The organism is Chromobacterium indicum, assembly GCF_039708975.1.
Classification (GTDB): domain Bacteria; phylum Pseudomonadota; class Gammaproteobacteria; order Burkholderiales; family Chromobacteriaceae; genus Chromobacterium; species Chromobacterium piscinae.
The window spans coordinates 142,391-161,497 of record NZ_JAYFSJ010000006.1; the positions used below are offsets into that span (position 1 = coordinate 142,391).

At 65.1% G+C, this 19,107-nt stretch carries 11 protein-coding genes and 2 tRNA genes (1 of these 13 running past the window's edge); 6 read left to right on the forward strand and 7 right to left on the reverse strand.

Going from position 1 to position 19,107, the window contains the following annotated elements; genetic code table 11:
* The first annotated feature begins 1 nt into the window (after window position 1).
* Complete coding sequence (locus VA599_RS10085; protein ID WP_021478180.1) at window positions 2–3,058, forward strand: efflux RND transporter permease subunit; 3,057 nt, start codon at window positions 2–4, stop codon at window positions 3,056–3,058.
* Window positions 3,059–3,130: 72 nt separating this feature from the next.
* A complete protein-coding gene (gene mobA / locus VA599_RS10090) occupies window positions 3,131–3,727 on the forward strand; it encodes a molybdenum cofactor guanylyltransferase MobA (protein ID WP_346788456.1) in 597 nt (198 codons plus the stop codon).
* Window positions 3,728–3,733: 6 nt separating this feature from the next.
* Here the strand turns inward: mobA and fdhD are convergent, their stop codons facing one another.
* The gene (fdhD, locus tag VA599_RS10095; RefSeq protein ID WP_346788457.1) at window positions 3,734–4,546 is read right to left on the reverse strand and encodes a formate dehydrogenase accessory sulfurtransferase FdhD; all 813 of its coding nucleotides are present in this window, start codon (window positions 4,544–4,546) and stop codon (window positions 3,734–3,736) included.
* 114 nt (window positions 4,547–4,660) lie between these two features.
* On the opposite strand from fdhD, the gene VA599_RS10100 reads away from it, so the two are divergent.
* Entirely contained in the window at window positions 4,661–4,942 is a 282-nt protein-coding gene (locus tag VA599_RS10100) for a helix-turn-helix domain-containing protein (protein WP_021478177.1), read from the forward strand.
* Between the two features lie 143 nt (window positions 4,943–5,085).
* Window positions 5,086–7,446: an FdhF/YdeP family oxidoreductase gene (locus tag VA599_RS10105; RefSeq protein ID WP_346788458.1), complete on the forward strand. Its 2,361-nt coding sequence runs from the start codon at window positions 5,086–5,088 to the stop codon at window positions 7,444–7,446.
* On the opposite strand, the gene VA599_RS10110 is transcribed toward VA599_RS10105, so the two are convergent.
* From VA599_RS10110 to VA599_RS10125, 4 genes are all read right to left on the reverse strand, one after another.
* Window positions 7,390–12,597: a PAS domain S-box protein gene (locus tag VA599_RS10110; protein WP_346788459.1), complete on the reverse strand. Its 5,208-nt coding sequence runs from the start codon at window positions 12,595–12,597 to the stop codon at window positions 7,390–7,392. The genes VA599_RS10105 and VA599_RS10110 overlap by 57 nt on opposite strands.
* Before the next feature lie 127 nt (window positions 12,598–12,724).
* Entirely contained in the window at window positions 12,725–15,175 is a 2,451-nt protein-coding gene (locus tag VA599_RS10115; protein WP_346788460.1) for a GGDEF/EAL-containing response regulator, read from the reverse strand.
* Window positions 15,176–15,659: 484 nt separating this feature from the next.
* On the reverse strand, window positions 15,660–16,136 hold the full coding sequence (locus VA599_RS10120; RefSeq protein WP_346788461.1) for a hypothetical protein: 477 nt from the start codon (window positions 16,134–16,136) through the stop codon (window positions 15,660–15,662).
* A gap of 68 nt (window positions 16,137–16,204) precedes the next feature.
* Window positions 16,205–17,716 carry a tyrosinase family protein gene (locus tag VA599_RS10125; protein ID WP_021478172.1) on the reverse strand — a complete coding sequence of 504 codons (1,512 nt, stop codon included), beginning with the start codon at window positions 17,714–17,716 and terminating at the stop codon, window positions 16,205–16,207.
* A gap of 122 nt (window positions 17,717–17,838) precedes the next feature.
* On the opposite strand from VA599_RS10125, the gene VA599_RS10130 reads away from it, so the two are divergent.
* Window positions 17,839–18,267, forward strand: a complete 429-nt coding sequence (locus VA599_RS10130; protein ID WP_152526962.1) for a hypothetical protein — start codon at window positions 17,839–17,841, stop codon at window positions 18,265–18,267.
* A 23-nt stretch (window positions 18,268–18,290) separates the two neighbouring features.
* Window positions 18,291–18,743, forward strand: coding sequence for a MarR family winged helix-turn-helix transcriptional regulator (locus VA599_RS10135; protein ID WP_346788462.1), 453 nt, complete (start codon window positions 18,291–18,293; stop codon window positions 18,741–18,743).
* Between the two features lie 142 nt (window positions 18,744–18,885).
* Here the strand turns inward: VA599_RS10135 and VA599_RS10140 are convergent.
* Window positions 18,886–18,976: transfer RNA gene (locus VA599_RS10140), tRNA-Ser, on the reverse strand.
* 52 nt (window positions 18,977–19,028) lie between these two features.
* A tRNA-Ser gene (locus VA599_RS10145) sits at window positions 19,029–19,107 on the reverse strand (it continues 112 nt past the right edge of the window).

Sequence of the window (19,107 nt, forward strand, 5' to 3'; positions counted from 1 at the left end):
CATGAACTTCACCGACATCTTCATCAAGCGGCCGGTGCTGGCCACGACGATCAGCCTGCTGATCGTCGTGCTCGGCCTGCGCTCGCTGTTCGGCCTGCCGATCAACCAGTACCCGCAGACGCAGAACGCGGTGGTGACGATTTCCACCACCTACTACGGCGCCGACGCCAAGACCGTGGCCGGCTTCATCACCCAGCCGCTGGAGTCGGCGATTGCCCAGGCCCAGGGCATCGACTACCTGTCATCCTCCAGCAGCAACGGCGTCTCCACCATCACCGCCACGCTGAGGCTGAACTACGACGCCAACCGCGCGCTGACCCAGATCAACACCCAGGTCAACTCGGTGAAGAACCAGCTGCCGGCCCAGGCGCAGCAGCCGGTGCTGACGGTGCAGACCGGCCAGACCACCGACGCGATGTACATGGGCTTCTACAGCGAAACGCTGCCGACCAACAACGTCACCGACTACCTGGTGCGCGTGGTCAAGCCCAAGCTGGACTCGGTGCCCGGGGTGCAGACCGCCGAAATCCTGGGCGCGCGCCAGTTCGCGCTGCGCGCCTGGCTGGATTCGGCCAAGATGGCTGCCTACGGCGTTACCGCGGCCGACGTCAGCGTCGCGCTGGCCAGCAACAACGCGCTGAGCGCGCCGGGCTCCAGCAAGGGCCAGATGGTGACCATCCCGCTGACCGCCGACACCGACTTGCACTCGGTCGCCGAATTCAAGCAGCTGGCGATCAAGCGCAACGGCGACGCCATCGTGCGCCTGGAGGATGTGGCCACGGTGACGCTGGGCTCGGAGAACTACGACTTCAACGTCGCCTTCAGCGGCGTGCGCTCGGTATTCATCGGCATCAAGGTGGCGCCCGAGGCCAACATCCTCGACGTGGCGGCGCGGGTGCGCAAGGCCTTCCCCGCCGTCCAGCAGCAATTGCCCACCGGCCTGACCGGCCAGATCGTCTACGACTCCACCGACTTCATCAACACCTCCATCCATGAGGTGGTGAAAACGCTGCTGGAAGCGCTGGTGATCGTGACCGTAGTGATCTTCCTGTTCCTGGGGAGCTTCCGCGCCGTGGTGGTGCCGGTGATCGCGATGCCGCTGTCGCTGATCGGCACCTTCTTCATCATGCTGATGCTGGGCTACTCGATCAACCTGCTGACGCTGCTGGCGCTGGTGCTGGCCATCGGCCTGGTGGTGGACGACGCCATCATCGTGGTGGAGAACGTGGACCGCCACATGCGCGAGGGCAAGACGCCGTTCGAGGCCTCCATCATCGCCGCCCGCGAGCTGGGCGGCCCTATCCTGGCGATGACGGTGGTGCTGGTGGCGGTGTACGTGCCGATCGGCTTCCAGGGCGGCCTGACCGGCGCGCTGTTCACCGAGTTCGCCTTCACGCTGGCGGCGGCGGTGACCGTGTCCGGCGTGGTGGCGCTGACGCTGTCGCCGATGATGTGCTCGCGTTTCTTCAACGCCGACATGGACAACAGCCCCTTCGTCCACGCCATCGACCGCACCTTCGAGCGCGTGCGCCACGGCTATCGCCGCCTCCTGCACAGCCTGCTGGAAACCTGGCCGGTGCTGATCGTGATGGGCGCCATCCTGATCGCGCTGCTGGCGGTGATGTTCAAGATGTCCAAGTCGGAGCTGGCGCCGGAAGAGGACCAGGGCATCGTGCTGTCCCAGGTGGTGGGCGCGCCGACGGCCACCTCCGAGCAGATGCAAACCTACGCCAATCAAGTGTTCCAGGTGGCCAAGGGCATGCCGGAATACGAGCAGATGTTCCAGATCACCGGCGTGCCCACCGTCAACGCCGGCATAGGCGGCGTGCTGTTCAAGTCGTGGGATCAGCGCTCGCGCAGCGCGCACGAGATCCAGATGGACCTGCAATCCCGCTGGAACAAGATCGCCGGCGCGCGGGTGGCGGCATTCCAGTTCCCGCCTCTGCCGGGCGCCTCCGGCCTGCCGGTGCAGTTCGTGATCAACACCACCGAGCCTTTCGAGAACCTGAACCAGGTGGCGCAGCAAGTGATGGACAAGGCGCGCGCCTCCGGCAAGTTCTACTTCCTGGACTCCGACCTGAAGATCGACAAGCCGCAGGCCACGGTGGTGATGGACCGCGACAAGATCACCGCGCTGGGCCTGAGCCAGCAGGATGTCGGCAACGCGCTGAGCGCGGCGCTGGGCGGAGGCTACGTCAACTACTTCTCGATCGAGGGCCGTTCCTACAAGGTGATCCCGCAGGTGCAGCAGGTCGACCGGCTCAATCCTTCGCAGCTGCTGGATTACTACATCAAGACGCCCAACAACGGCGTGATCCCGGTCGGCACCGTGGCCACGCTGAAGTACGACGTGGTGCCTCAGTCCATCACCCGCTTCCAGCAGCTCAACTCTGTGACCATTTCCGGCGTGCCGGGCGTGTCTCAGGGCGAAGTGCTGCAATACCTGCGCGACACGGTGCAGCAAGTGGCGCCGACCGGCTATTCGGTCGACTACTCCGGCCAGTCGCGTCAGTTCATGCAGGAATCCGGCGGCTTCCTGGTGACCATGCTGTTCGCGGTGATCATCGTGTTCCTGGCGCTGTCGGCGCTGTTCGAAAGCTTCCGCGACCCGGTGGTGATCCTGGTGTCGGTGCCGCTGGCGCTGTTCGGGGCGATGATCTTCATCTTCCTGGGCTTCTCTTCGCTCAACATCTACACCGAAGTGGGCCTGGTGACGCTGATGGGCCTGATCAGCAAGCACGGCATCCTGATCGTCGAAGTGGCCAACGAGCTGCGCAAGACCGGCCTGTCCAAGCGCGAGGCGATCGAGGAGGCGGCGTCCATCCGGCTGCGCCCCATCCTGATGACCACCGCGGCGATGGTGTTCGGCGTGATCCCGCTGGTGATCGCTTCCGGCGCCGGCGCGGCCGGCCGCTACGCGATGGGCCTGGTGATCTTCACCGGCCTGTCCATCGGCACGCTGTTCACGCTGTTCGTGGTGCCGGCGATGTATATGTTCATCGCCTCGCGCCGCGAAGAGAAGGCTCAGCCAGCGCTGGAAGAAGCCGCCCAGCACTGACCCTCGCTCCTGCGCTATGATCCGACAGGCGGCCTCGGCCGCCTGTTTTCATTCCAGTCACGGGAAAATCGCATGCCAAGCCATCGCTCCGCCGAATTCGTCACCGCTCTCTTGCTTGCCGGCGGCGAGGGCCGCCGCATGGGCGGCGTGGACAAGGGCTGGGTGGAGCTCGACGGCGTGCCGCTGGCCGAGCGGGTGGCGGCGCGGCTGCGGCCGCAGGCCGACGCCTTGCTGATCAGCGCCAACCGCAATCTTGAGCGCTACGCCGAGCTGGGGCGGGTGGTGGCGGACGCGGCGGAATTCGCCGGCGGCGGACCGCTGGCGGGACTGGAGGCAGGCCTCTCCGCCTGCGGCGGCGGCTGGCTGGTGACCGCCCCCTGCGACCTGCCCTTCCTGCCGGACAACCTGGCAGCGCGGCTGCTGGCGCCCTTGCTGCGCGGCGAAGCCCCGCTCAGCGTGGCCCGCTGCGGCGGCCATCCGCACCCTGTATGCATGGTGGTCTCCGCGGACTTGCTGCCCTCGCTGCGCGACTATCTGCGCGGCGGCGGACGCAAGGTCAGGGAATGGCAGGCGCGCGCGGGCGCGGCGATGGTGGACTTCGACGACGCGCCGCAAGCCTTCCGCAATCTGAATACCCCGGACGACTTGGCGGCCGCCTCGCAAGGCTGAGCCGCGTCAGGCCGTGTACTCGACGAAGCCGTTCTGCCTACAGAAGCTGGCCAGCGCGACGCCGGCTCTGCGCGCGATGTCCACCGCCAGCGAGGTGGGCGCGGAAATGGTGGCCAGCAGCGGAATCCCGGCCCTGGCGCATTTGCGCGCCAGCTCGTAACTGGCGCGGCTGGACATGAACGCGAAGCCGTCGCCCGGATCCATCCCCTCCAGCGCCAGCCAGCCTATCAGCTTGTCCAGCGCGTTGTGCCGCCCCACGTCCTCGAACACTGCCCTCACCTCGCCGTCGCGTCCGCACCAGGCCGCCGCGTGCGCGCAGCCCGTCGCCCGCATCAGGCGCTGATGGGCGGGCAGCTCCGCCGCCGCGCGCGCGATCGCTGCAGCCTCCGCGATCACGGGACGGACCGGCGTAGCCATCGGACCGGGCGCCAGATCCAGCAAGGCCAGGCTCTCGATGCCGCACACGCCGCAGCCGCTGCGGCCTTCCAGCGAGCGGCGCCGGCCCTTCAAGGCCAGGAAAGCCGGCTGGGCGATCTCCAGCCTGACCTCGGCGCCGCCGGCGACGAAATCGGCTTCGACATCGAAAATCTCCGCCCGCCGCCCGACAATGCCCTCGCTCAGCGCGAAGCCCACCGCCAGCCGCTCAAGATCCAGCGGCGTGGCCATCATCACCGCGTGCGAAATGCCGTTGAACACCAGCGCCACCGGCATTTCCTCCGCCACCAGGTCCTGATCTGGCCGGATCTCTCCATCGCTGTGGCGCACCACCGCCAGCGATGTCATCCCCTCTTCCATCCCGCCATTGTCTTGCTTGCGCATCCGTCGCCTCGTTTCGCGTCCTTCGGAAAGAAGGCCGCCGTCAAAATCCATCATTCCATCCATTCGCCGCGCCGCCATCGGTTACACTGGCGCGCCCGACACCGCTCGACCGCCATGACAGACCTGCCGCCCATAGCCCAGCTAGACCCCAATATCGCCGCCCTGCTCGCGCAGCTATGGCGAGCCGCGTCAAGCGGCGGCCAGCCCTGGTCCCTGGCCCGGCTCGCCAAGCAATCCGGCCTGGGAATGAGCACGCTGCTGCGCTGCCTGCATCAATTGGCCGAACTGGAACTGGCCCGCATGGAAATCCAGGACAACGGCCGCGGCCGCGCCTGGCTCAGCGAAGAAGGCCTGGCCTGCTGTCGGGAATGGTTCGACGCATCGGACCAGAATTGACATTATCCTGCCGGAGCCGCCCCGCGCGCCAGCAAACGCCATCCGCAAGGAATCTACCGCAAGCGGTCGCCATCCTTTATCCTTGCATCTCTTGATCCAAAGCAAAACCGGAACCACACCTTTCCAGCAGGAGCCGCCCCGACATGAGCCATTCCAAGACCAGCGAACGCATCCAGCCGTACGCGCAAGCAGCCGGCGGGCTGGACTCCCTCAAGAGCACCACGGTTACGCTGATCAAGGAAAAAGTGCCGGGCAGCCGTTACAAGACGCTGTTCCACCAGAACCAGCCCGACGGCTTCGACTGCCCGGGCTGCGCCTGGCCGGACCGCGAGCATACCTCCACCTTCGAATTCTGCGAAAACGGCGTCAAGGCGGTGGCCGCCGAGGCGACCTCCAAGCGCATCGGCGCCGATTTCTTCGCGCGGCACACCGTCGCCGAACTCTTGGAACAGAGCGATTACGAGCTGGAACAGCACGGCCGCCTGACCGAACCGCTGGCCTACGACGCCGCCAGCGACCGCTACCTGCCGATAAGCTGGGATGACGCCTACGCGCGGGTCGCCGGCCATCTGAAAGCCCTGCCTCATCCGGACCAGGCTTCGTTCTACGTCTCCGGCCGCACTAGCAACGAAACCGCTTTCCTGTTCCAGCTGTTCGTGCGCATGTATGGCACCAATAATTTCCCCGACTGCTCCAACCTTTGCCACGAATCGTCCAGCCGCGCGCTGCCGCAGACTGTGGGCGTGGGCAAGGCCACGGTGGTGCTGGACGACTTCGAGCACGCCGACACCATCATGGTGTTCGGCCAGAACCCGGCCACCAACCACCCACGGATGCTGAACGAGCTGCGCGCCGCCGCCAAACGCGGCGCGACCATCGTGTCGATCAACCCGCTGAAAGAAAAAGGGCTGGACCGCTTCGCCAGCCCGCAGCATCCGCTGGACTTGGTCAACGGCGGCGCCCGCATCAGCTCGCTGTTCATCCGCCCGACGCTGGGCGGCGATTTCGCGCTGATCAAGGGCGTGGCCAAACGGGTGCTGGAGCTGGACGACGCTGCCGTCGCCGCCGGCGGCGGGCGGGTGCTGGACGCGGCCTTCCTGGCCGAGCATTGCGCCGGCTTCGACGCCTTCGCCGCCGACCTGCGCGCCGAAAGCTGGCCGGACCTGGCCGCCGCCGCCGGCGTGCCGTTCCAGGACATCGACGCGCTGGCCCAGACATACGCGCAGGGCAAGGCGGTGATCGCCACCTGGGGCATGGGCCTGACCCAGCACCGCGACTCTGTCGCGGCGATCCAGATGCTGTCCAATCTGATGATGATGCGCGGCAACATCGGCCGCCTCGGCGCCGGCCTGTGCCCGGTGCGCGGCCACTCCAACGTGCAGGGCGACCGCACCATGGGCATCGAGGACAAGCCGGCCCAGGCCTTCCTCGACCGCCTGCGCGATGTCTACGGCTTCGAGCCGCCGCGCGAGCACGGCCTGGACGCGGTGGACACCATCAAGGCGATGCTGGACGGCCGGGTCAAGGTGTTCTTCGGCCTGGGCGGCAATTTCGCCATGGCCACGCCGGATACGCCGCGCACCTTCGAGGCGCTGCGCAACTGCGATCTGACGGTGCAGATCTCCACCAAACTGAACCGCAGCCACCTGGTCCACGGCCGCGACGCGCTGATCCTGCCGACGCTGGGCCGCACTGAGATCGACCGTCAGAAAACCGGCCCACAGGGCGTGACGGTGGAAGACTCGATGTGCATGGTGCACCTGTCCTACGGCATCAACCCGCCGGCCTCGACGCAGCTGCGCTCTGAAACCGACATCGTCGCCGGCATCGCCGACGCGACGCTGGGCGCCGGCAAGGTGGACTGGCTGGGCCATGTCGGCGACTACGCCTCGATACGCGACGAGATCGCCAAGGTGTTCGACGCCTTCCACGACTTCAACGCCCGCGTCGCCAAACCCGGCGGCTTCCATTTGACGCCGGCCTCGCGCGAGCGGCGCTGGCTGACGCCCAGCGGAAAAGCGCAGTTCATTGTCAACGCGCTGGAGAAGGACACGCCCATCGCCCGCGCCCGCGCGCTGCACGGCGACCGATTAATGGTGTTGATGACCGCCCGCTCGCACGATCAATACAACACCACCATCTACGCGCTGGACGACCGCTACCGCGGCGTCTACGGCCAGCGCCGGATATTGCTGATCAACCGGGAGGACATGGTCAGGCTGGGCTTCGCCGACGGCGAGCGGGTGGACATCTTCACCGTCTGGCACGACGGCATCGAACGCCGCGCCGACGGCTTCCGGCTGGTGGAGTACGACATCCCGTCCGGCTGTCTGGGCGCCTACTTCCCGGAAACCAATCCGCTGATCCCGCTGGACAGCGTGGCCGATGTGTCCAACACGCCAACCTCCAAATCAGTGCCGGTGCTGCTGAGACGCGCGGCGGCCGGATCAGCCCGCCTCCGCCAGCAGCTCCCTGACAATGACGATCGCCTGCTCGAACTGTAGGCTCTGCACATAGGCCGCCACTTCGTGGACCGCGTCCTCCTGGCCGCCCTGCGGCCGGTCCAGCAGCTTATCCACCATATCTATCGCCGCCAGATTGTTGTCCTCCAGCAAGGCCAGAATGTCCCGCAATTGCTCCCGCCAGTCCGCCGTCGGCAACGGCCTCGACGCTTTGCGGGCCTCTTCGGCCGGCAGACTGTCGAACAGCTGCGCCACGCTGTCATCCAGCAGCCCGCGCAAGCGCTCCAGATCCTCCCCGCCTATCGCCTCTCCCGCGCGCGCGCGCTTCTCCAGCTCGGCGGCCTGCTGGCTCAGCGCCTGCGCGCCCAAGGTGACCGACAAGCCTTTCAGTGTGTGCAGCCCCGAGGCCAGCTCCGGCTGCGCGCCCAGGCGTCCGTTTTCGGCAATGCCGGTCAGCAGCGCGTCGCACTCGGGGCGGAAGGTGGACAATGCGGCCCGATAGACCCTCAGCTTGTTGCCGAAACGGCGCAGGCGCGAAGGCAGCGACTCGACCAACGCGCCGGCTTCTGCCTCATCTCGCGCCTCGGCTTCCCGCGCAGGCGGCGGCCCGCCATCCGCTCCGGCCTCCCGGCCGCCCAGCTCCAGCAGTTTGGACACCAATTCGTCGATGTCTATCGGCTTGCCGACATGATCGTTCATCCCTGCCTCCAGGCAGGCTGCGCGATCGGCCTGGGAGGCGTTGGCGGTCATCGCCAGAATGGGCAGGCTCCGGCAACGCGGATCGGCGCGGATTCGCCGCGTGGCCTCCAGCCCGTCGATGTCCGGCATCTGCACATCCATGATCACGATATCGAACAGCGGATCCGCCCCCACCGCCTGGGCCACCCCCGACAGCCCCCCCTCCGCCAGGCTGATCCGCGCGCCCTCCTCCTGCAGCAACAAGGACGCCACCTGACGATTGAGCTCGTTGTCCTCCACCAACAGGATGCGCATGCCGCCCAGCCGTCGGGTCGAAACCGGTTGCTCGATCGCCCTCTTCGCTCCGGTTACCGAACGGATCACCGCGTCCACCAGCTGTTGCGGCGTGATCGGCTTGGTCAGGAAGTCGCTGAACGGCGGGTCGGGGCTTTCCGCCGCCTCGGCCAGCACCTCGCGCCCGAAAGCCGTCACCATGATGATCACCGGCGGCTTGTCGCGCGACAGCTGCTGCCGCATCATTTCGGCGACGCCTATGCCGTCCAGGCCTGGCATGCGCCAGTCCATCAGCACCACGTCGTAAAGCCGCTCCTCCATATCCGCCCGATGCACTTTTTCCAGCGCCTCCTCGCCGCCGTCGGCGTATTCGGCCTTCCAGCCGACCGTGGCGATAGTGTCCATCAGAATTTCGCCGGCCAGCGGGTTGTCGTCCACCACCAGGACCGCCAGCGGCCCCAGCGGCTCGGCCGGAATCTGGGCCAACGGTTCGTCCGCGACAACGCCCAAGGTCAGCTCGAACCAGAAGCGGCTGCCGCAGCCAAACTGGCTTTCCACCTGCAATTGGCCGCCCATCAGCTCCACCAGCCGCCTGCTGATCACCAGCCCCAGGCCTGTGCCGCCAAAACGCCGGGTGGTGGACGCCTCGGCCTGGGTGAAGCCCTCGAAGATGCGCGCCAGTTGCTCCGGCGCGATGCCGATGCCGGTATCGCTGACCTCGATGTACAGGCTGACCTCGTCTACGCCGCGCGACGACTCGCGCACCGTGATCACCACTTGCCCCTGATTGGTGAACTTCAGCGCGTTGCCGGCCAGATTGATCAGGATCTGCTGCAACCGCAGCCGGTCCCCCACCAGCACGGAAGGCAGCGTCGGCTCCATGCGAAACAACACCTCGACGTCCTTGTCGCTAGTATTGCCCGACAACACCACCGCCAGCTCGCGCATCAATCCCTCCAGCTCGAACGGGTGCAGATCCAACTGCAGCTTGCCGGCGTCCATCTTGGAGAAGTCCAGGATGTCATTGAGCAGGCCCAGCAATGACCTGGCCGCCGCCTGGATCTTGCCCACGTAGTCGAGCTGGCGCTCGTCCAGCCTGGTATGCTGCATCAATTGCAGCAAGCCCAGCACCGCGTTCATCGGCGTGCGGATCTCGTGGCTCATATTGGCGAGGAACTGGCTCTTGGCCACGCTGGCCTGCTCGGCCAGGCTTTTGGCCTCCAGCAGCTTCTGCTCGTAAGCGCGGCTCTCGCTGATATCGCGATTGATGCCGGTGATCCTCACGCCGTCGCCGTGGCGCTCCAGACGGGCGCCCACTTGCACGTGGCGGACCTCTCCATCCGGATGCACCACCCGGAACACCCGCTCCATCGTCTCGCCGCCCGCCAGCAACGCTCGCAATCCCGCCTCCACCTCGTCCACATCCTCCGGATGCACCCGCTCGCGCCAATGCCGATATTCCAGCCCCTGCTGGGCCAGTTCCGGGGGCTGGCTGTAGATTTCGAACATCCGTGCGTTCCAGCTGAGTTGGTTGTCCGAGGGAGACCAGCTCCAGATGCCCAGTTGCGCCGTCTCCGATGCCAGCTGCATCTGATCGCGGGCGGCCACCAGTTCCCGTTGCTGCCGCTGCTGGGCGGTGATGTCGGTGGCGATGGCCAGGTAGCCCACCACCAGTTCGTCGCTGTCGCGCATCGCCGTCACCATCAGCGATACCTGCAGGTGAGTGCCATCCTTGCGGACATAGGTCCATTCCCGCGTTTCCGCGCCCACGGCCTCAGGCTCATGCACCAGGGCGCGGAGCCCTTCCACCCGGCGCTCATATCGCGCGCTCAGCTCCTCGCCGTGTCCGCTCAGCTCTTCCTCCAGATGGAAACGGGTCAGCATCGCCTGCCCCACCATCTCGTCTTCCGAATAGCCAAGCATGCGCTGCGCGCCGCTGTTGAACAGCGAAACCATGCCGTGCACGTCGGCGGCGATGATGGCCACTTCAGAGGCCGCTCGCAACACATTGGTCAGCAGCCGGTGCACTCGGGCGAGCTCGGCGTCGGCCAGCCGCCGCGCGGTGATGTCGATGCGCAGCGCGATGTAGCGCTCGATGCGGCCGCTATCCCCGGCATGGGGCACGATCACCGTGTCGAACCAGCGCAGCCTGCCGTCCCGGGTCCGGTTGCAGATCTCGCCTCGCCATGCCCGGCCCGAGCCTATGGTGTGCCACAGCGACTGCCAGAACAGCACCGGATGCACGCTGGCGTTCAGCTTGCTGTGATCCTGCCCCAGCAACTCCTCGCGGCCATAGCCGTGGGCCATGCAAAACAGGTCGTTGGCCTCCAGGATGCGTCCATTGGTGTCGGTCGCCGAATACAGCAGCTGCTGGTTGATGGTGTTCAGCAGCTGGTCGCGCTCGCGCAGCGCCGAAGTCATTCGGCTGCGGCTCTCCACCTGTTCGGAAATGTCCTGCACCGTGGCGTAGAAGCCCCTTACCTCGCCATCCACGAAATCGGGCAGATAGTGGATCAGCGAGTGGCGCACAATGCCGTCCGGCCCGGGAATCCGCCGCTCGAAAACCTGCGACTCGCCCCGCAGCGCGGCCTCCACATGGACAAGGTTGGCCTGATACAGCTCATCGCCCAGCAAAGACTTCATCGACCGCCCGGGCAAGTCGCCGTGATCGATGCCGAACCAGGTTTGGTAGGCCTGGTTGGCCACGCGGTTGATCTGGTTGCGGTCCCAGTAGCCGATGATGAACGGCACCGCGTCCAGCACCGTCTGCAAGGTGCGCCAGGCCTTGTCCAGCTCCGCCGTGCGGTCGGCCACCTGCCGCTCCAGATTGTCGCTCAGGGTCTGCAGCTCGGTCTTGATCCGCTTCTGCTCGCTGAGATCCCTCAGCACTTTGGACGCGCCGACGATTTGCCCGGCTTCGTTCTGCACCGGCGACACCGATACCGACACATTCAGCAAAACGCCGTCCTTGCGCTGGCGCACCGTTTCGAAGTGCTCGATCCGCTCGCCGTTCGCAATCCGCCTCAGGATGTCTGTTTCCTCTCCTTTCCGCTCCTCCGGCACGATCAGCTCGGCCAGCGGCCGGCCTATCGCCTCGTCGGCCCGGTAACCGAACAGGCGCTCGGCGCTGTGGTTCCAACTGGTGACCACCCCCAGCAGCGTCTTGCTGATGATGGCGTCCACCGAGCCCTCGACGATGGCAGCCAGCCGATTTTGCGTCGCCAGCAGTTGGAGGCGGCGCTGTCGATTGCGCCCCAGCACCAACGCCAGCAGACTGGCCAAAACGCTCGCGCCCAACCCATCCAGCGCGGCCTGGGTGGCGCTGGGCAGCCGCAGACTGTCGACGAAGGCCGGCCCCGCTCTCAGCGTCAGTTGCCAGTCGCGGCCAAACAGCTGTTGGCGCGCCGACGCGGCCGCGATCACCCGGGTTTCTTCTGAACCGCCGCGGAAAAAAACCGTCGCCCCGCCGCCGGTCACATCGGCCAGCTCCACGCCGACGCCAGGCAGATCGTCCATTACCCCCGCCATCGCGTCGCGGGCGCGTATCGGCGAGAACACCCAGCCGAAACCCGCCCGCAGCCTCCCCTCCTCGGTGGCGGGCATCACTCCGCCGCCATACACCGGCAACAACAGCAGGAAAGCCTGCGCTTTATCCTCCGGATGAGGCATCAAGGCAATGGGCCCGCTCAGCCGGGCCTGCCCGCCCCGCATAGAAGATTCGGCCGCCTCACGCCTGCCGGGCTCGGAAGCGATGTCCAGACCGATGGCGGAGCGATCTCCTCGATCCGGCTCGAAATAAACGATAACCGCGCGCTCGCCCTCATGCGGCCGCAATTGATGAACGGTGAAATCCGGTACGCCGTCCTCGCGCTCCCGCTGCTCGAAATTGGCCACCTGCCGCTGCGGCACCCGGCGGATATAACCGAAACCCAGCAGACCGGGGTATTCGATGGAGGAGCCCAGACTCTGGGCATAAGTGCGGAAGCGCTCGCGGCTGATGCCATGCTCGCCATTGCTGGCGATGGCGCCGCGCGCGCCGCTCAATCCATACTGGTAGCGCTGAATGCGGGCCGCCACTTCCGCGCCCAGTTGCCGGGCCTCGCGCCGCAGTTCGGACTCCACCCGCCCGCGGTTGTCGAGCGCGACCTTCCACCCCAGCAGCAAGCTCAACGCGGCGCCCAGCAACAACACCAGCAATGCGGCGGCCGGAGTCGACAACAATGGTTTTTTCATCCAGACAGACGAGTCGCAATGTCCGTTCAAGGCATGCCCCCAAGTTCGTCGTCAAATCATGATTGTTCAGGCCAGGCGCCATCCGCGCGCCGAAAAGCATGGATGATGCCGGCCGTCAGGCGAAACACCTGTCGATTTCGGCGACCGGCTCCGGCCTGCCGTAGAGAAAACCCTGCATGATGTGGCAGCCTAGCTTGAGAAGCTCGCTGGCTTGCTCCTCCCGCTCCACGCCCTCCGCCACCAGGCGCAGCCTCATGCCCTGCGCCATGCTGATGATGGCGGCGACGATGGCCGCGCTATGGCGATCGACAAGCATGTCGCGGATGAAGCTCTGGTCTATCTTCAGCACATCCAGCGGAAACAGCTTCAGATAAGACAGGCTGGAATAGCCGGTGCCGAAATCGTCGATGGCGATGGAGACGCCCAGGCTTTTCAGCTCGGCCAGCACGCTCATCGTCCGCTCGACGTCCTGCGCCAGCACGCCTTCGGTGATTTCCAGCTCCAACAGCTCGGCCGGCATGCCGGTTTCCTTCAGCGCCCGCCTCACCGTATCGCAGAAGTCAGACTCGGTGACTTGCACCGCCGACACGTTGACCGCTATCCGCAAGCGTCGCCCCGCATCCAGCCAGCGCTTGCCGTCCAGACAGGCTTGCCGCAGCACGAACAGCCCCAGCGGCACGATCAGGCCCGTCTCCTCCGCCAGCGGAATGAAATGGGCCGGGGATACGATCTCGTTCTTGTCGTTGCGCCAACGCAGCAACGCCTCCAGGCCGACCACGCTGCCGTCGCGCGCGTCCACCTTGGGCTGGTAGTAGACCAGGAAGCCGCCTTGCTCGGCGCCCATCCGGATATGCCGCTCCAGCGCCTGCCGCGTCAGCAGCGCCTCTTCTATCTCGGCGGAGAAAAAACGGTAGCGGTTGCGCCCCTCCTGCTTCGCGCGGTACATCGCGGCGTCGGCGTGGCGATACAGCTCCTCTTGGTCCTTGCTGTCATCCGGGTACAGACCGACGCCTATGCTGCCGGAAAGATCGTAGCGGCTGCCGTCCAGCAGATAAGGCTCGGCGATGGCTTTCAGCATCTTGTCCGCCATCGCGCCCGCCTGCTCGATGCCCCCCAAGCCCGGCATCAGGACAATGAACTCGTCGCCTCCCTGGCGGCTGACCGTGTCGCAGGGACGCAGCACGGCCTGCAGCCGGAGCGCGACCTGTTGCAGCAGCAGATCGCCGACCGTATGCCCCATCGAATCGTTGATCACCTTAAAATGATCCAGATCCAGAATATACAGGCCTAATCTGTCTCCGATATGGGCCGCTCGCTGCAGCGCCTGCTGAGTGCGATCCTGCAGCAACATCCGGTTGGGCAGATTGGTCAGCGCGTCATGGTGGGCCAGGTGAGTCATCTTCACCGCCATCGCCCGGGCCTCGCTGACATCGTGGAATACGATGATGGCCCCGGTCAGCTTGCCCGCGTGGTCCAGAATGGGAGAGGCGGAATCCTCCAGCTCCAGCAGTTGGCCGTCCCGGCGCATCAGCGCGCAGTTCATCGCCATGCCGACCGAGCGCTGCTCGGACAGCACCAGCCGGACCGGATTGAACATCGCATGCCCCTGGGAGCTCTCCCTGAGCGGCATGATCTTCTCCACCGGCTCGCCCAGCGCCTCCTTGGCCTGCCAGCCCGTCATGTCCTCGGCGATGGGGTTGAGGAAAGTGATGTTGCCGTTGGCGTCGGTGGCGATGACCGCGTCGCCGATGGAGTTCAGCGTGATGCGGATGCGCTCTTTCTCGTCGCGCAGCGCCAGCTCCGCCCGCTTGCGCTCGGTGACGTCGGTGATCAGCATCAGGAAGCCGGGCAGCCCTTCCTCATCCGGGCGGAACACCAGCGACACCTGGCCGAACAACAGGCCGCCCTCGCGCCGGACGAAGCTCAGGTCGAACGATGGGCAGTTGCCGCGCATTACGTCCTTCAAATGCTCCTCGATGGCGGCGTAATTGGCCTCGCCCAGCACCTTGCGCACATGCATGCCGCGCATGGTGGCGGCGGCGACGCCAAACCAGTGCCCCGCGATATCGTTGCAGAACTGGCAGCACAGATTGTTGTTCCAGTGCGCGACGAAAGCCGGCAGATGCTGCAGCACATCGGCCAGGTCTTTCTTGACCCGCGCCAGCTGCCGGGTCCGCATCTGCAGCGCCAGGTGGGTCTGGATGCGCGCGCGCGCCACCGGCACGTTCAGCGGCTTGTGCAGGAAATCGACGCCGCCCAGGCTCAGCGCCTGCAGCTCATGCTCGCGCTGGTCGTGGGAGGTGACGAAAATCACCGGAATATCCCGCAGCCGGGATGACTCTTTGATTGCCCGGCACACCTCGTAGCCGTCCATGCCCGGCATTTCGATGTCGAGCAGGATCACATCCGGTACATTCTTTTGGGCGATTTCCAAAGCCGCCTTGCCGCTGGTGGCAAAGCGCACCTCGCCCAGGCCCTGTACCGCCTCCCTGATCACGTGAATATTGCTTGCCACATCGTCGACGATCAGGATGCTCGCCTGCTCGCGTCGCAAGTCGTTGAACATCTCGTTTCCTTGTGACAGCGGCAGCTGCATGCGGACGTTGGCGCCCCCGCATCCCGCATACCAGCTTGCTAGTCAGATTTCCCGCCTTATGAAATTCATTGTAGTTATGCTATGAGGCTAGGGTTAGGAGAAAGTCCAATCCACGTCTAGCATTTCCTCCGGAAAGCACACGCAAAGCCTTGGCTCGCGCCGAGCCGCCATCCTGATACGTACTATTACGGAAGAGCGCGCTTGGAACCGGTTCAAAGCCTTTTTGCGATAGCCACGGCTCTCCGCCGGATGCCGGGCGCGGAAAACGGCTCTGAAAGGCAGCCCGGCCAACAAGCCATCTGCCGCGCGGCTGGAGCAGAGCGCGGGATGGCCGGAGCCTGCGCCTTCGGCCTTGCATCAGGCCTCCTGTTTAGGGCCGCGCAGCTCGCAACAGAACTTTGAATAAACTCGCTCAGACAGAGTCGAGACCAGCGCGCAGCGCTGGCCGGCCAGCTCACTCGCGCCATATCTCCATGCTGTCCATGGCGGCCCGTCCAGCATTCGCCACCGGTCCCGCCGCTTGCAGCAACAGACGAACGATGCATGGCTCCCGGCGGCTTGCCAGGAGCTCCGGTGCCAGATCGAAACTGGCATCCCGCCGCACGCCGGGCCCGATGCCGTAAAAATTGAACTCGCCGACCGGCTCGCCAGACGCTCGAGCGCCGCGCCGGACCAACAACACGCGATAGCCGGGATGCGGCCCCTCATCCGCCCTCAACCCCCTGAGATACAAGGTGACGCGCCTCCCCGGCCCATGGCAAGCCCGCGCATCCAGCGGGATCGCAATGTGGACGGCATCGGCTCCGATCTCCACCCCGCGGCCGTTGCCATCGTACCTCCCCAACAGCCGCATGCCCGCCGCGTCGGCCTGCGACGGGCCGGACAAGGCCAACGCCAGCGCGGCGCAAGCGAAATGCTTTCCAGACCCCATATGCGGTGCCCTCCCCATCGCACGGCGGCGGCGCGGCCTGCCCAAAATCCAGGCCGCGCCGCGCCTCGTCACGACGCCACCAGCGCTATCTTGTCTATCGTCGGCATCGCCTCGTCATTGCCGTCGGGAATCGTGGGCACCAGCGTGACCTGAGGTTCGCCTCCGCCGTTCTTCTGCAGCCAGGCGCGCGTCTCCGCCCTCAACAGGAAGCTGAACGCCTTCTTGTCCGGGATATTGCCGGTACTCTCGCCATCATGCTGATGGGTTCCGGCCGCGCTGAAGAAATTGATCTGGCCCACGAAGCCCGGCCCCCGCGCATCCGCCGCCGGCGCGTCGCCGGTGTGGACATAAACGCTGTAAACGCCGTTGACGGCCCCGTGGGCTGACAGGCCTTCAAAGCGCAGAAACAGGCTGGACTGCTTGCCGAGCGCGCCCAGCCGGCTCGACAGCATCTCGACCCGCGGCGCCGACGCGGACGTCGACTTCGCGTCGCCCAGGCTGACGGTGACCGGCCCATTTCCCAGCCTCACCAAATTCGCGGCTTCGCTCGCGAAGCTTTCCAGGCGCATGGCCAGCGCGGCCTTGGGCAATGCCAGCTTGATCGGGAACGGCAGGCTGCCCGGCGGCCGCGAGACATAGCTGGAATAAGCGTCTTTGGGAAGCGACAGGTAATTTTTGACCGTCGCGACCACTGCAGCGCCAGTCGGCGACGCAAAAACGAACTGCTGGTTGAGGAAAGGCGAGTCGGACGGATTCTTGCCGCCGGCAAGATTCCAGCTGGCCCAGATCCGGTCGATATTGCAATGGTGAATCCAGAAAATAGGATCGTTCGCCGCCCACGGCACCTGAGCCATGCCCTGGCTGTTGCCGACATCGACATGCAGCGCGCCATGCGGATTCATGTCCGTGTTCGCGCAGAAGCCCGCGTCGCCGGCCGAGCCGGAATACAGATTGGACTTCATGCAGTCCAAAGTCAGCGCGCTGCGCCCATCGGTGACATTCTTGCCCGCATTGGTGCCAGGCCAGCGGGTCGCGCGATACAACGAGCCCCAGACCGGATCGCCGGGCCGGCGGAATTCAATCGGCAGCACTTGCTGATTGGGATCGGTGTAGTCCCAATATGGCAGCGTGAAATCATGCCTGCCAGACACCTGGCGGATGATGTCTTCGAAATAAGTGATGAACATCCGGTGCCAAGGCAGGAAGAAATCCTCGCGCTGCCCCGAACTATGGGCCTGACAGGTATTCCACATCTTTTCCGCCAGCGTCCGGTTCGCCGACGGCGACGGATACACCCGGTTCAGCTCCTGCAGCTTGGTCCGGTCCCCCCGCACGAAATGGGTATACCACTGAAATATCCAGTTCAGCGGATTGCCCTCCGGATACAACGCGGGGTCCATCATTTTCTTGACCGCGCCCGCGTAGATCTGCAGCATCGCCTTGCCCTGCGGGCTGGCGACGTTGTAGCGGGTGCCCCGGCTCAGGCGCAGCAAGCGCGCCAGCGAGGGTTCGGACAAGGCGAGGCTGCCGAAGACGATGGCTCCGCCCTTCAGCAATTGGCGACGATTCAAATCGGACATGTTTCCTCCCAGATGCGGATCATGGTCACGGATCCGTTCTCGCGCGTTCGGCTCGATGCCGCTTGGCCCCGGCGGGAAATTGGATGAGATTGCAAGGGACGCCAGGAAAAATATGAGCCGCGATGGATAACCGGGCCGTTTTATTCCTTGCTGGCATTATCCTGATTAGATGTCCGCTGCTCGGCTCGCAATCCGGAGCAACACTTAAAACAAAACCAAGCCTTGCCCGAAAGCCCGACATAAAACAGGCAAACCGCCTCCGCTTGCGAGTCATTCCGCGCCGCAATATGCTGGATAGCGCAAACAAAGGAGACTGCCTGCTTCCGCCGTTTCGAGCGGAAAATGGCTGGAATAAGGCGTGTGGACAGATTCCGCGCACCAATTGGCTGAGACGCCGCGATTCATTTGATGCGTGGTTTCAATCGCAGTTTGAACGCGCGGATAACGCCGATTCATTTTCCGATGGCGGGATGGCGAATTTGAGTTTTCAGCTGGCGATAATCCGGCGTCAAGGCTTGGCATCGGCAGGCGGATTCATGTATAAGCAATAATCTGGTTTATTATTTATGGCGTTATGAAACTGCGACTCACCGAACGCTTCGGCTTTCTCGTCAGCGATACCGGCCGCTTATACGGCCGCCTTTTCGATCTGCGCGCGCGGCAGCAACTGGGACTGTCGCTGGCGCAATGCCGGCTGCTCGGCGCGCTGGCTGCGCATGAGGGCGACGGCGGCCTGTCGCAGGTGGAGCTGGCGGACCGGCTGGATCTGACGCCGATGGGCGTGGCCACCTTGTGCGACCGGATGCAGGCCGCCGGCTGGCTGAAGCGGGTGCCCTGCCTCAACGACCGCCGCGTCAACCGCATCGAGCTGCTGCCGCCGGCCTACGACGCGCTCAAATCGGCGATGGCTTTGGGAGACGAGCTGCAGCGTCTGGCCCAGCAAGGCCTGGATGCCGGCGAAGCCAAGCAATTGCAGGCCCTGCTGCAAAAGGTGCATGGCAATTTGAGCGAGTTGCTGGCCAAGTGAGCGCAGCAGCCGAAAGCCGCGCCGCGGCATGATCGCCGTTTTCATCATGCCGGCCTTGGACGCCACCGCCACATGAAGAAAGCCAGCCGGTTTTCTTTCGGCGGAAAAGCGAAAAGCCCCGACGAGTCGGGGCTTTTCAATTTGGCGGAGAGGGGGGGATTCGAACCCCCGTTAGGCTATTAACCTAAACACGCTTTCCAGGCGTGCGACTTAAACCACTCATCCACCTCTCCGGAGGTGTCTTGCTAAATTGTCGAAACCGCCAGGCGATTCCGTAATGAATTCTGGCGGAGAGGGGGGGATTCGAACCCCCGTTAGGCTATTAACCTAAACACGCTTTCCAGGCGTGCGACTTAAACCACTC

Excerpts from the sequence above, each read along its gene's own strand:
- VA599_RS10085 (WP_021478180.1), top strand. The coding sequence starts at position 2 with ATGAACTTCACCGACATCTTCATCAAGCGGCCGGTGCTGGCCACGACG.
- mobA (WP_346788456.1), top strand. The coding sequence starts at position 3,131 with ATGCCAAGCCATCGCTCCGCCGAATTCGTCACCGCTCTCTTGCTTGCC.
- fdhD (WP_346788457.1), bottom strand. The coding sequence starts at position 4,546 with ATGCGCAAGCAAGACAATGGCGGGATGGAAGAGGGGATGACATCGCTG.
- VA599_RS10100 (WP_021478177.1), top strand. The coding sequence starts at position 4,661 with ATGACAGACCTGCCGCCCATAGCCCAGCTAGACCCCAATATCGCCGCC.
- VA599_RS10105 (WP_346788458.1), top strand. The coding sequence starts at position 5,086 with ATGAGCCATTCCAAGACCAGCGAACGCATCCAGCCGTACGCGCAAGCA.
- VA599_RS10115 (WP_346788460.1), bottom strand. The coding sequence starts at position 15,175 with ATGTTCAACGACTTGCGACGCGAGCAGGCGAGCATCCTGATCGTCGAC.
- VA599_RS10120 (WP_346788461.1), bottom strand. The coding sequence starts at position 16,136 with ATGGGGTCTGGAAAGCATTTCGCTTGCGCCGCGCTGGCGTTGGCCTTG.
- VA599_RS10125 (WP_021478172.1), bottom strand. The coding sequence starts at position 17,716 with ATGTCCGATTTGAATCGTCGCCAATTGCTGAAGGGCGGAGCCATCGTC.
- VA599_RS10130 (WP_152526962.1), top strand. The coding sequence starts at position 17,839 with ATGGATAACCGGGCCGTTTTATTCCTTGCTGGCATTATCCTGATTAGA.
- VA599_RS10135 (WP_346788462.1), top strand. The coding sequence starts at position 18,291 with ATGAAACTGCGACTCACCGAACGCTTCGGCTTTCTCGTCAGCGATACC.